General features: G+C 39.3%; 10 protein-coding genes. 3 read left to right on the forward strand and 7 right to left on the reverse strand.

The genetic code is table 11. The features are described from left to right. Positions 1 to 182: 182 nt before the first annotated feature. Positions 183 to 1,205 carry a LacI family DNA-binding transcriptional regulator gene (locus PHT93_RS00200; RefSeq protein WP_300238120.1) on the reverse strand — a complete coding sequence of 341 codons (1,023 nt, stop codon included), beginning with the start codon at positions 1,203 to 1,205 and terminating at the stop codon, positions 183 to 185. A gap of 72 nt (positions 1,206 to 1,277) precedes the next feature. On the opposite strand from PHT93_RS00200, the gene PHT93_RS00205 reads away from it, so the two are divergent. Together PHT93_RS00205 and PHT93_RS00210 are read left to right on the forward strand one after the other, a co-directional pair. Beyond that, entirely contained in the window at positions 1,278 to 2,708 is a 1,431-nt protein-coding gene (locus PHT93_RS00205) for a tagaturonate reductase (RefSeq protein ID WP_300238121.1), read from the forward strand. A gap of 7 nt (positions 2,709 to 2,715) precedes the next feature. Then, entirely contained in the window at positions 2,716 to 4,203 is a 1,488-nt protein-coding gene (locus tag PHT93_RS00210; RefSeq protein WP_300238239.1) for an altronate dehydratase family protein, read from the forward strand. Positions 4,204 to 4,206: 3 nt separating this feature from the next. Here the strand turns inward: PHT93_RS00210 and PHT93_RS00215 are convergent, their stop codons facing one another. The 6 genes from PHT93_RS00215 to rplM form a co-directional block, all read right to left on the reverse strand. After that, positions 4,207 to 5,403 (reverse strand): hypothetical protein, encoded by a 1,197-nt coding sequence (locus tag PHT93_RS00215; RefSeq protein ID WP_300238122.1) that lies wholly within the window; start codon positions 5,401 to 5,403, stop codon positions 4,207 to 4,209. A 69-nt stretch (positions 5,404 to 5,472) separates the two neighbouring features. Next, positions 5,473 to 7,344 carry a DUF349 domain-containing protein gene (locus PHT93_RS00220; protein WP_300238123.1) on the reverse strand — a complete coding sequence of 624 codons (1,872 nt, stop codon included), beginning with the start codon at positions 7,342 to 7,344 and terminating at the stop codon, positions 5,473 to 5,475. Between the two features lie 512 nt (positions 7,345 to 7,856). Continuing rightward, complete coding sequence (tsf, locus tag PHT93_RS00225; RefSeq protein ID WP_300238124.1) at positions 7,857 to 8,681, reverse strand: translation elongation factor Ts; 825 nt, start codon at positions 8,679 to 8,681, stop codon at positions 7,857 to 7,859. 129 nt (positions 8,682 to 8,810) lie between these two features. Beyond that, on the reverse strand, positions 8,811 to 9,650 hold the full coding sequence (rpsB, locus tag PHT93_RS00230; RefSeq protein WP_300238125.1) for a 30S ribosomal protein S2: 840 nt from the start codon (positions 9,648 to 9,650) through the stop codon (positions 8,811 to 8,813). Positions 9,651 to 9,787: 137 nt separating this feature from the next. Beyond that, positions 9,788 to 10,174 carry a 30S ribosomal protein S9 gene (gene rpsI / locus PHT93_RS00235; protein ID WP_300238126.1) on the reverse strand — a complete coding sequence of 129 codons (387 nt, stop codon included), beginning with the start codon at positions 10,172 to 10,174 and terminating at the stop codon, positions 9,788 to 9,790. Between the two features lie 5 nt (positions 10,175 to 10,179). Then, positions 10,180 to 10,635: a 50S ribosomal protein L13 gene (gene rplM, locus PHT93_RS00240; RefSeq protein WP_300238127.1), complete on the reverse strand. Its 456-nt coding sequence runs from the start codon at positions 10,633 to 10,635 to the stop codon at positions 10,180 to 10,182. A gap of 323 nt (positions 10,636 to 10,958) precedes the next feature. Here rplM and PHT93_RS00245 point away from each other — a divergent pair, with 323 nt between their 5' ends. Then, positions 10,959 to 13,790: a hypothetical protein gene (locus PHT93_RS00245; RefSeq protein WP_300238128.1), complete on the forward strand. Its 2,832-nt coding sequence runs from the start codon at positions 10,959 to 10,961 to the stop codon at positions 13,788 to 13,790. Positions 13,791 to 14,225: the final 435 nt, after the last annotated feature.

A 14,225-nucleotide genomic window follows, 5' to 3' on the forward strand; every position in this document is an offset into this window, starting at 1 on the left:
TGTATCGGGATCAATAGATATTATTCATTGTTGAGGCGCCTGGTAATGAAAGTTGAGGCGCTTGGTAATGAAAGTTGAAGCGCTTGGAAACGAAAGTTGAGGCGCCTTAAAATTTTGGAAACTACTATTGATGTGAATGAAATACCGTATTCAATCTAATTTTTCACCTGAATAAAAGAGGTTTAGAGCGTTTCCCGTTTGCTGGAGTCTCGAACAATGAGTGTGCTGGGTAATATGATTTCCCGGGGGAGTATCTTTTTGTTGGCAATGTGTTTGATTAATAGTTCGCAACTCTCTTTGCCGATTTCGAATGCAGGTTCTTCTATTGTGCTGAGAGAAGGTTCGATAATTGTTGATATAGGGTCGTTGGTAAAACCTATTACCCCTATTTGTTTGCCTACATGATATCCTTCTTTCTTTAATGTGATGATGGCCCCCACCGCTTTTCGGTCGTTAACCGCAAAGATTGCGTCAGGCTGTTCTTGTAATTTAAAGAGTTCGTGTGTGTCTTCTTCACCGCATTGCTGAGAGAATCCGGAATAAATGATCCATTCCTGGCGAATGGGTAAATTGTGCTTCTTTAAAGCTTCAAGATAACCGCTCAGACGATTTTGCGTAAAGCTCAAATGCTTATTACCTGCAATATGGGCAATTCTCGTGTATCCGTTATTTATGAGATGTTTAGTTGCATCGAAAGCTCCCTGGAAGTCGTCTTGCATCACTTTTGTAGCATCAATGTTTTCAGGAACCCGATCAAAGAAGACAACCGAAATGCCATCATCGATAAGCGATTGAAAATGATCTACCATAGAAGAGTTGGAAGAAATAGAAACCAACAGTCCGTCAAGACTTGTGATTGCAAGATTTTCAATCATGCTTTGTTCTCTCTCGGCATTGTCATTTGTGACCAAGAGTATCAGATTGTAGCCGTTTGTATAGGCCGTCTCCTGTATTCCTGAAATAACGGTAGAGAAATAGTAGTTGGTGATAAATGGAATAACAACACCAATATTGCGCGTATTACCTGACGCTAATGCGGAGGCATGCATATTGGGCTTGTACTTTAATTGATTGGCGACTTCCAGCACTCTCTTACGGGTTTCGGGATTTACATCGTATGTGTCCCTGAGTGCCCTTGACACAGTTGAAACTGAAATATTGAGAATCTCTGCAATGTCTTTGATTCTAAGAGGTCGTTTCTTCATGGAATGGGATTTTTCTTATATTACAAAGATAATGTTTTGAACTAATTGAATGGTATATAAAAGTTTATAAAAATGAAAGCATTAAATAATCAAACGGTCGGGAGAATTGTAAGACCGGTGAAGATTTTACAATTCGGAGAAGGAAATTTTTTGCGTGCCTTTGTTGACTGGATGATCCAGAAAGCGAATGATTGTGGTGTCATGAATCATGGCGTTGTTGCAGTCCAACCTATAGCAAAAGGAATGGCTTCACAGTTCAAACAACAAGATAGCTTATATCATGTGTACCTTGAAGGAATAAAAAACAAACAGCCGATAAAAGAGGTGACTCTTGTGGATTGTATCCAGGATGTAATAAATCCCTACGAAGACTATAGTGCCTACGAGGCGTTGTTTCTGAGTGAAGAACTGGAGATTATTATATCCAATACGACAGAAGCGGGGATAAGGTATGAAGAAGGAGATGATATTAACGCTTGCCCTCCTCAATCTTTTCCGACTAAGATGACGGCCTTGCTTTATCAACGTTTTCAGAAATACAAAGGAGCAACAGATAAAGGATTGCATATCGTATGTTGTGAGTTGATTGAGAATAACGGTTCTACGTTGAAACAGTATATCATTAAACATGCAAAACAGAATAATTTGTCTGCTTTCATTGAGTGGGTTAATGAGTCCTGTTTCTTTTATGATACGTTAGTCGATCGTATTGTAACGGGCTTCCCCAAAAACACGATCAATGAAATTAAGCGTGAATTAGGTTATGACGATAATCTGGTGGTCGTAGGAGAATATTTCCACGTGTGGGCTATCGGAGGAAATCCTGCCATTAAAGAGAAATTACCGTTAGACAAAGCAGGATTAAACGTGTTGTTCTTAGAGGATATAACAGAATTCAGAAAAAAGAAAGTCCGCATACTGAATGGCGCTCATACGGCTATGGTGCCTGTGGCTTTATTGATGGGACTGGAAACCGTAAAAGATGCTTTTACGCATCCGTTAATAGAGACCTATATTCGAAAGATGGTTTCGGAAGAAGTCCTTCCCACACTTGATGGAGACAGACAAGCATTGGATGATTTTGCATCCAGTATTTTGGAGCGATTTTATAATCCCTACATAAGACATTATCTGAAAGATATATCCCTTAATTCTTTGTCCAAATGGGAAACACGTAATTTTCCTGTATTGAAAGACACGTATGCCGGAGACAGGACTCTGGCACAAAGAACGGCCTTCTCTTTCGCTGCATTATTAGTGCTTTATAGTGGTGCGGAAGCTTCGGATTTTACACCAAATGATACACCAGAATTTGTTGAATTTATCCGTTCTTCTTTTAATCGGTCGGATATAGAGACTTGGGTTTCGGGAATTGTCGGACACCCCGAAATGTGGGAAAATGAGTTGTCTCAGGCTGAGGGTTTTATTCCGTTTGTTACTTCTTCCGTAACTGATATATTATCTTTAGGAATCGAAAAAGCATTAGAAAAATATGGCAGGTGAAATGACGATGAATAAATACATAAGAATTAATCCGTCAGACAATGTTTGTGTGGCTTTAGAATCTCTCCCTGAAGGCTTACAGTTAAAGCTCGGTGATGAGGTAATTATTCTAAAAGAACGGATAGAAACCGGACATAAGTTCGCGATTCAGTCGATCAAACAAGGAGAGGATATTATCAAATATGGTTATCCTATCGGACATGCACTTCAGGATATTGCTGCCGGTTGCCATGTGCATACGCATAATCTGAAAACAAACCTGAAGGATGATTTGAAATATACGTATAGTCCGATAAAAATCACTCCTGCCTATAGAAAAGTTGAGCAAACAATACAGGGGTATCTACGTTATAATGGAGAAATGGGTATCCGGAATGAATTATGGATTGTGCCTACTGTCGGGTGCGTAAATGGACAGGCACAAGCTATTATTGATCGCGTTAAAAAAGAACTTGACGTTAGTCACATTGATGATATTCGCGTATATACTCATAACTACGGTTGTTCTCAGTTAGGAAGTGACCATGAGAATACCCAAAAAGCATTGGCCGCTTTGGCAAAACATCCGAATGCAGGAGGAGTACTTGTCTTTAGTTTGGGCTGCGAAAATAATCAACAGTCTGCATTCAAAGAGGCTATGGGAGAATGGGATGAAGAACGGGTCCGATTTCTTATTGCCCAACAGGTTGAAGACGAGATTGAAGTCGGTTTTGAGTTGATGAAGGAGTTAGTTGAGCGAATGAGGCAAGATAAACGCGAGGAATTGCCTTTGTCAAAACTAAAAGTCGGGTTGAAATGTGGGGGTAGTGATGGTTTCTCCGGTATCACGGCAAATCCGCTGGTAGGACAATTCTCCGATTGGTTGATTGCACAAGGAGGGACAACGATCCTGACTGAAGTTCCCGAAATGTTCGGAGCCGAAACAATTTTGATGAATCGTGCCAAGAGCGAGGCGGTATTTAATAAAACGGTTTTACTGATAAATAATTTTAAGAACTATTTCAGGCAATACGATCAGCCTATTTATGAAAATCCTTCTCCGGGGAATAAAGCCGGTGGAATCAGTACGCTTGAAGACAAATCACTTGGCTGTACTCAAAAAGGAGGTAATTCCGAAGTTGTTGACGTGCTTGATTATGCAGAATCGGTCGTAAAATGTGGACTTAATCTGTTGAATGCTCCGGGTAATGATTTAGTGGCGGCATCTGCTTTGGCATTGTCCGGTTGTCAGTTAGTACTCTTTACAACAGGAAGAGGAACTCCATTTGGCAGTTTTGTTCCTACGATGAAGATATCGACCAACACGAAACTGTTTGAATTTAAGAAGAATTGGATCGATTTTAATGCCGGAACCCTTCTTGAAGGAGACGATATGGATACGGTATTGAGTCGTTTGATTGATTATATAATCGCTGTTTCAAATGGTAAACATCTTAATCATGAAAAGACAGGTTTTAAGGAATTAGCCATATTTAAGTCAGGAGTAACTCTTTGATCTTTACTCGTTACTGTTTCCAATATTTAAATAAGCGCGATAAAATGTTTGATGAGTAACCGGACAAAGAGAGAGATATCCTTTCTCTATTCTACCGTCAGAGATCTGTAACGGGTGCTCTGCCTGCGTTTTATGGTGTGTTTCCAATGCCGCTCCAGGAGTTTTCTCAAACGTTATGTGAAAACTTCCTGTAGCACTTGGACTTATATAACGATCAAAAAGTTTTAATGCAACCAATCCCATGGTAAAACGCATATTGACTTCTACGCAAGGGTGTATAGCCGTTTGTCCGTTTTTCTGGTATAACATCATATCTACTCCTAAATAACCTTCGTAGGTCTTACTATAGACCGCTTGGAGGGAGTTTATGACAGCTTCTTTAGTTTGTTCAAGTAGTGCTTTGTCTATGTGTTTTCCCAACTCCTGGTGTAAAATCTCCTGTGATGCCAATAAATTACCACAATAAGCCCCTTTATCCTCAGTTCTAAAAACAGAGAGACCTTCGTAACGAACCGTTCCTCTACCATCAGAATAGAACTCCATAGCAAAATCGAGTGTTTTGTCTAACCCTTTCTCTAAACAGATAAAACCTTGTCTATGGAGGGCTCCTTTTATCCAGTTTCTTTCTGCGTTCGTAAGCACTTCCTTTCTCAGCCATAGAATCCCTCTCCCCGATGACGAGAATGGCGTTTTAACGACGATTGGGAGAGGATTATTTTTTATGTATTCCTCTATGGATTCAATTGAAGAATGAACAACCGGAGGTTGAGGTAGCCCACAAGCATGTAATTGTTTGGAAAGCATCAGATGGCATTGGATTGTACCTTGTCTGCCGGTCAGATTTTTTAATTGCGGTTTCCATTCGGGAATAGCTATTGTTAAATTGTCTTCTGCCTTTAATTTGTGTAGAAAATGTATGATATGGGGAGATATCCCCCAAGGAACGGCCTTGTAGCTGTCCGGGTACGTTGCCGTAGAAGAATAAGGAGTTGCAAACGGAGTGTCTCCAGGCAAAGATTTCATAAACTCAATGTTTATTTCTTTACCAACGTAAACTAAGTCAGTCGGATCAGCATACCATAGAGGAAGGTACGCCAAATCATGTGTCATCTGAGCAACATTTGTCGGAGCCGTATAATTGAGCGTTCCAAGTAATACCGCTGTTTCGTGTCCCGGATTAAATAAGTGAAAGGCTGGCATTGTGATAATATCGATAAAAATAAAGCCGTCTGTTATCAGGCGGCTTTATCAAATTATTTTAGATAAGTTTTATTCGAGATTCTCGTCTATTGTATCAATCTTCTTAACGATGAGTTCCATTTCTTCTTTTAGCTTTTCAATCTTGCGTTCCATATCTTTTAAAAGACCGCTGCCACCTTTTGAAGAAACGCTAAGGAATCCCATGTTGTTTTCATAGGTTTGAAGCTCATTCTTCATCCTGTCATAAGTTCGCATCAGTTTTTCCCGTTCATTGTATAGACGACCTCTGCCTCGTTCACCACCGGCTATGTCGGAAATGTTTTCTTTAAACGTCTGCATTCTACGGTCGTTTCTATCTACATTTAGTCGCTCAAACTGTTTGTCAACGGCCTCATGGTATTCTTTATATATTTTGTCTTTATCTCTGAAAGGAACAAAGCCAATAGCACTCCATTCACCCATGTATTCTTTAAGTTTAGCCAGAGCTTCATCGTGAGACAACGATTCGTCTATCGAGCCAATCTTTTCAATAACTTCTTTCTTTGCAACTAAGTTAACCTGTTCTATACTTCTTTGTGAAGAAACATTCTTGTTTTTTTGTTCGAAGAAATAATCGCAGGCGGTAATAAAACGTTTCCATATCGTGTCGGAATGTTTTCTTGCTACCGGCCCGATCGTTTTCCATTCTTTCTGAAGTGCAATCATAAGATCAGTTGTTGCTTTCCAATCCTGGCTATCCTTTAATGCTTCAACCTTTTCACATAATTCTTTCTTCAGTTCCATATTCTTCTCCATTTCCTCCTTGATCCCTTTATAGAATTCACTTTTATTCTTAAAGTAGGTATCACATGCCGCACGGAAACGTTCGAAAATCTTTACGTTGTGTTTTTTTGGTGCAAAACCAATTGTTTTCCACTTTTCCTGTAGAGCAATAATTTCTTTGTTTTTTTCTTCCCAATCTTTAAAGGTGAGAAGTTTAGCATAATCGATCGCTTCTATTTCTTCACAGATAGCCGTCTTAGCCTCAAGGTTGTCTTGCTCTTTACCTTTCAGTTCCTCAAAATGTTGTTGATGGCGTTTGTTTATTATTGTGGACGCAGCTTTGAATCGTCCCCATATTTCTTCTCTGAATTCTCTTGCAACAGGTCCTATTTCACGCCACTGTTGATGTAGTTTTTGTAATTGATGAAATGCTGAAACAACATCGGGTTCCTCTTCCAATTTCTCAACAGCTTCGCATAATGCCGTTTTCAACTCCAGATTTTTCTTGAAATCATAATCCCGGAACTGATTGTTTATCTTAATGATGTCATAAAACTTCTCACTGTATGTCTGGTAATTGCGCCAAAGATCATTTGCCACTTCCTGAGGTACAGCTTTAACTTCCTTCCAGCGTTGTTGGATGTCTTTGAATTCGTTATATAGTTTATTGAAATCATCCTGACTTTCGGTCAGTGCTTTCAACTGATCTATTAATTGAAGTTTGAGTGCATGATTAGCCGCTTTCATGCGTTCTTCTTCTGCGACTAACGTTGCTCTCTTCTCCTTATAAGTCGCTAATAGCTCTTTAATCTTGGTTTCAGTTTCATCTTCAGGAGCAACAAAATCTTTTTCATCTCCACCTTCCTCTATAAACGTGTTTTTCAGGTTCTCTACTTCACTTCTCTTGATTTTATAGAAAGCCTGTTTCAGTGAGTCTATCTCGTTGCGTGCAGCATCCTCAACATGCTCCACTAACTCACTAAGTTTTGAAATAATCTCATCTTTTGACAACTTTCCTGTTACAGCATGAGACGATTGGTCTTCTGCGTTAGGCTCCTCAGCTTCAGTGTTTGATTTAATTGTTTCCTCAACTGCATTTTCTGGTGTTACTTCTGGTGTTGTCGTTTCTTCCAATTTGTTGTCATCAATTGGCAGATTAGTCTCAAGAGTGTCTTTCATATTCATTCACGTTTAATGAGGAGAAGATATTTCTCCTAAATTATTTGACACAAATTAAGCTAATTATTTTCGTTTTACATCATTTGAAGCTAAATATTTATAAATTAAACGTGAAACAAATCAACTTTTCTCTCTTTTTTATAGAAAAAGATAATTAATGAAAGACAAAATCCTTTTACTATTTTATCGAGGGAGTGCAAATATTCAGACCTTAATTCTGCTTTTTCGTAATGAAAGGCTTTGAAGAACAGTCTATCTTTGTATTAGTAATTAGTTAAAACGATTTGTTAGTTTAAAGAAATGAGGATTAAACCTGCTATGAAAAAGCGTTTTTCGAGAATGTAAATTTAATTTATCGGTTTATAAACCAGATTAAACCTGTAGCCTGCGTTGATTGTGAAATTGGCGCAGGTTTTTTGTGTCGTAAAATTCTTAGATGTCCAATAAAAGAGACAGCCTGAAAGCATATACGCTTTCAGGCTGTCTCTTTATATAGTAAGAATCCTTCTTAATTAGTCAACATTCAGTGAAACACGTTTAAATGCAACTACAGTAAGATCTTTGTTCTGTTTTTGTAAATACTGTTCGATTGTTAATTTCGAATCTTTTACGAACTCTTGTTGAAGTAGAGTATTTTCTTTGAAGTACTTCTGAAGTGCACCTTGTGCAATTCTGTCTAACAAGTTTTCTGGTTTGCCAGCTTCGCGAGCTTTGTCGCGAGCGATTTCCAATTCCTGATCGATCGTTTTTTGACAAACTTCTTCGGCGCGTACAGCAACCGGATTCATTGCGGCAACCTGCATAGCTATGTCGCGCGCTACTTGATGTTCAACAGCTTGGTTGAATGCTACAATAGTTGCCAGTTTATTTCCCGGGTGGATATAAGATACTGTCGAAACCCCTGATGTGAATTCATAAAACCCAAGTTCCATTTTTTCACCGGTAACGCCAATACGATCAGTTATATGTTCTTGAATTGAGCGTCCATCAGCCAAAGGAGCAGCAAGGAGTTCTTCCAATGAAGCCGGTTTCTTAGCAACTGCAACATCCAGAATGTCTTGTGTTAATGCAACAAACTGATCGTTTTTAGCAACAAAATCTGTTTCGCATTTTAATGCTACGATAGCGGCAAAGTCTCCGCTTTCTTTAGCTAAAACACAACCTTCAGCTGCTTCACGATCTGAACGTTTTGCTGCAACTGCCTGTCCTTTTTTACGAATAATTTCCATTGCCTTGTCAAAATCGCCATTTGCTTCTTCCAAAGCTTTCTTGCAATCCATCATACCCGCTCCACTCATTTTACGTAGATGGGAGATATCAGCCATTGTAACTGCCATAATATATTTTTTTTAATGATTTGTTTAAATAGAACTTTTTTACCGGATAAAAAAGATGTGTCAACTTGCTGTTTAACGAATAATCATTAATTGCAACGCTGACACACCGTATTCATTGTAAGAATATATTTATTCTTCGATCTCTTTAGCTACTTTACCGATTACCTGTGCGTTCAACGCTTCATCATCTTCTTTCTTAGTACGCTCTTTCTTTACTGTTGCTTTCGCTTTACGTTCTCTTTTTGGAGCTTCTTCAGCAGCTTCAGTGTCAATTTTTTCAGCTTTGCGTTCTTGCAAACCTTCGTTCATTGCTTCAGTAATAGCAGTAAGAATGATTTCTACTGATTTAGATGCATCATCATTTGCAGGAATTACATAGTCAATGTTATTTGGGTTTGAATTCGTATCAACCATTCCAAAAACCGGAATGCCCAAACGATTTGCTTCACGTACTGCAATATGTTCTTTCATCACGTCAACAACGAATAATGCTGAAGGCAGACGAGTAAGATCTATGATAGAGCCTAATGTTTTTTCCAATTTCGCACGTTGACGAGTAATCTGAAGTTTTTCTCTTTTAGAAAGATTATTGAATGTGCCGTCTTTTGTCATCTTGTCGATGGTTGTCATCTTCTTGATTGCTTTACGGATAGTAGGGAAGTTTGTCAACATTCCACCCGGCCAGCGTTCGATAACGTAAGGCATACCAATCGCACCCGCTTTGTCAGCGATGATTTGTTTAGCTTGTTTTTTAGTTGCAACGAAAAGTACTTTCTTTCCTGATTTTGCAAATTGTTTCAGGATTTCAGCTGTTTCGTCAACTTTAGCAACTGTTTTATGTAGGTCAATGATATGAATACCATTACGCTCCATGAAAATATAAGGAGCCATTGCCGGATTCCACTTTCTTTTTAAGTGTCCGAAGTGAACACCAGCTTCTAATAATTGATCAAAATTAACTCTTGACATTTTTTTCTTTTTAATTCGTTTACTTTCTGTGTTTAACATTCAATCATTGGGTAGTTCCCCGACATGAACACATGCAAAAGAAATCCCATTAATTTAGATACTAAACGCTTTCTTTATGATACAAGTAAAAACTTGCATTAACGTTTACTGAACTGGAATCTCTTACGAGCTTTTGGTTGTCCAGGTTTCTTACGTTCTACAACGCGAGGATCACGTGTTACGAAGCCTTCTGCTCTAAGAGCTGGTTTGTCTTCAGGATTGATTTTAACCAACGCGCGGGCAATTGCCAAACGAGCTGCTTCAGACTGACCTTTGAAACCACCACCACCAAGATTGATTTTGATATCATATTTCTCAGTTGCTTCCAGTTTTGATAAAGGTTGCTTTACGATAAACTGAAGAATGGTAGAAGGAAAGTAATTTGCAAGATCACGTTTGTTGATGGTTATCTTTCCCGTACCTTCGCTTACGAATACGCGTGCCACTGCGGCTTTACGTCTTCCTATTGCATTTACTACTTCCATTGTTTTTATTTAAGTGAATTTATATCGATTAACTTAGGTTGCTGAGCCTCATGAGGATGTTCGTTTCCTGCATATACATGAAGGTTCTTAAGCAATTTTGCTCCCAGACGATTCTTCGGCAACATACCTTTCACTACTTTCAAGAACAAGCGATCTTCTCCTTTCTTTACTAAAGAGGCAGGAGTCTCTTTGCGTTGTCCACCCGGATATCCGGTATATCTCAAATAAATACGATCGTTCCATTTGTTTCCTGTAAGAACGACTTTGTCTGCATTGATAATAATCACATTATCACCACAATCAACATGAGGAGTGAAATTAGGTTTGTATTTACCGCGCAAAAGTTTTGCTACTTTTGAGCCGATACGTCCTAAGGACTGACCTGTCGCATCGACAATCACCCATTCTTTGTTTACAGTTGCCTTGTTTGCAGAAATGGTCTTATAACTTAAAGTATCCACTGCTAAAAAATAATTTAATTAATAACTAAAAAACAAATTCAGCCCATTGTATCTAAGGACACATAAAGTACAATGTGCTAAAAACTAAACTCTTAGGCTAAACTTAGATAATATTCGGCTTGCAAAGGTAGGGGTTTTATTCAAAAAACAAAAGAAATCATCTCTAAATTTGTAATTTAAAGTGAGTTCTGATCGTCTCTAAATCCGCTTTACATTATATTTGCATCGAATGTCAAATGATTATGTAAAAAATACTTAGGATGAAACAGTCTTTTGTCGCCCGATATTGTTTTTGTTTATTTCTATTGTTTGTCCCTTTTAAAATGGTCGCTCAATTTGTAAATTATGGTACTGATCCGGCTTCTTTAAAATGGAAACAAGTCAGAACCAATCATTATAAATTAATCTATCCGGACGGCAATGATTCCATAGCTTACAATTATGCTCGTTTTCTTGAAACGGTATATCCGTACGAAACGAAAACAATAGGACATGCTATAAAACGTCATTTTCCTGTTATTCTTCATCCGGGGAATATGCTGTCTAACGGGATGGTCGCCTATGCGCCAAGAAGAATGGAGATGCTATCCACACCTTCACCTACTTTATATGGACAAAGATGGGATAGACAATTGGTTATACATGAATCGCGTCATGTCTTGCAAACGGATAAATTAATGCAAGGTGTTTTCAGACCCTTTTATTATCTGTTCGGCGAACAAGTGTCGGGAATTTCTTCTTTTGCTGTGCCTTCCTGGTTTTTTGAAGGAGATGCCGTTGCTACGGAAACGGCTATGTCCAAGAGCGGACGTGGACGACTTCCGGAGTTTCATATGCCCTTTAGAGCGCAGATGATTGGGGGGCGCTTTTTCTCTTTTGATAAATGGTATATGGGGTCTTATAAAGATTATACGTCTTCTTTTTATGGATTGGGGTATCATATGACCTCTTATGCGCGTTATGCTTACGGTGAGGATGTCTGGGATAAAGTTACTTATCGCTTCCCTCGTCGCTTTTTTTCTGTTCCTCCTTTTTCGAACGCTTTAAAGCATTATACGGGAAGCAATACAAGTCGTTTGTTTAAAGATACATACACCTTCCTGAATAAAGAATGGACGCGTCAGGATAGTCTTTACTATCGTTCCGGATTTGAAGAGATGCGACAGGTCTTATCACCGGAACCGAAGCTATACACTTCGTACCGATATCCAGTTGCGATTGACAAGGAAACGATTCTTGCTTTGAAAAGCGGTTTGCAGGATATAAACGCTTTAGTACAGATCAGGGATGGAAATGAAAGGAGGCTTACTTATTTAGGTTCGATCAACGGCCGGTTGATCTATTCACAAAATAAAGTGTACTGGACAGAATATGTTTACGGTCTCCGTTGGACGCACCGGAATTATTCCGTGTTGAAATGTTTTGATATGCAAACCGGTAAGACGAACGTATTAACAGAAGACGACCGTTTGCTGGCTCCCGCGCTTGATCCTGCGGGGAAGAAGATGGCTGTTTCCCGTCCGAATACCGACGGACACAATGAGGTCTTGATTATGACGTTAGCGTCCGGAAAGATTACTGCTGAATTTGATGTGCCTGAAAACGCTTTTGTAAAGGATATGGTGTTTACGGGAGATAATCGTTTGGCTGTGTTAGTGGTGGGCGACCAAGGGACAAGTTTGCTTGAACTGGATTGTGCCGCATCGCGTTGGAAAGAATTGTTAGGTCCCGTTTCCGTAAATATTTCATCGTTATGTTGGAAAGAGGGGGATCTCTACTTTGAATCAGGGGCAGACGGAACAAATAATATCTATTGTATGGAGATAGCTTCCGGAAAATTAGAACAAATTACCAATGTCCGGTTCGGCGCCTTTAATCCGTCATTATCCGAAGATGGGAAAACACTTTTATTTGCCGATTACGAACCCAAAGGCTATCGCGTCGCTTCTGTGGAGATCGAAAAGCTAAACAAAATTCCGACTGATCTGGATAATCCGTATCGTTTCGAATTGGCTGAAACAATTGCTTCTCAGGAAAACTTTAATCTGGATACGGTAGAATTAAAAGATATTCCGTTTGATCCGAAACCATACAGGAAAGTGCTGAACTTGTTTGGCGTCCATAGTTGGGCTCCGTTTTATTATGATGTGATGGATGTGGTAAACATGTCGGGTGACGACTTCACGTCGGTCGTAAAACCGGGTGCGATGATCATATCTCAAAACGCGCTTAATACGATGATAATGCAGGCCGGTTGGTATTATGATGAGAGTGAACATCATGGGAAAGTCGGATTAACCTATATGGGGTGGCTACCGGTGATCGATATGACGGTCGATTATGGAGGAAAGACCTTTGATCTCTCCTGGAAGAAAGATGAAGAAGGAAAAGTGTATGGCGTTTATGAACGTGCGGATAGACAACGCATAGAAGCAGAAGCACGCGTCTATATTCCTTTTAACCTGACCCGCAATTATATGATCCGGGGTTTTCAGCCATCCGTTACTTATTTTTACACAAACGATAAATACCAGCAATACAAGAGCGGAAGATATGGCAACTTCCAGTATCTGCTGTCCGAACTGCGTTACTATAATTACCGGGCGATGGCATCCCGCGATATCTATCCCCGCTTAGGATATCAGATACGTTTACAGCATTTATTCAGTCCGTTCAATACGGAAAACTACGGTCACATGTATGCCGCAAGACTAACGGCTTATTTGCCGGGCGTGAGAATAAACGATGGTCTGATGCTTCGCTTCGGATATCAATATCAGGATATGGACGGAAAAGCCCTGTTTTTTCCAAAACGCCTGTTGGAAGAACCGCGCGGATACGATTACATATACCAGACACGGCAAATGTTTTCCGCGAAAGCCGACTATGCCTTCAGTATCTTTTGCCCCGACTTCAGTATCGGCAATCTGGCCTACCTCAAACGTTTCAGAAGTAACCTGTTTTATGACTTCACTGCAAACCAGATCAACAAAGACCAAAAAAAATGGAATACCTACAATGCGGTCGGAGCCGACTTCATCCTGGATTGCAACCTCTTCAGACTAAACTTCCCCGTTGGTCTCGGTGTTCGCATAACAGCTCCGCTGGATTACGGCTCAACACAAGTAGAAAGTCTGTTCTCCATGTCGTTCTAAACAAGGAAATCAAAAAATGCGATTGTAAGAAAAATAGCCTGAAAAATTAAAAAATGTAAGCCGCTTTCTTATTCGACGTTTAAGCCCCCTTCTTCTCAAAAACGACTCTGGGCTTCGCCTGGATGTGAGACTGCTCAAAAGGGTCGAGAAGCAGCTTTAACGCCGTCTTTGTTTTGCGTTCATCGGAAAATCTCACCTAAAAACCAGAAAAGAAAGACATATCCTGAAGCCTTTAAAAATACATACTATTATTTTTTTTCATATAAAGGATATTTTTGAAATTATATCCTTTATGTTTTGACGCTAAAACGGCTAAAATTGGTCTATATCGAATCTTTTTTGGTCTTATTCTATCTTTTTTGAGCGTGGAAACAAGATCCCGGTTTTTTCAACAGTAAGAAAAAGAGTTGAAAAAGTTATAAATTGTTAGAATAG

The organism is Massilibacteroides sp. (genome assembly GCF_028705895.1).
Classification (GTDB): domain Bacteria; phylum Bacteroidota; class Bacteroidia; order Bacteroidales; family Tannerellaceae; genus Massilibacteroides.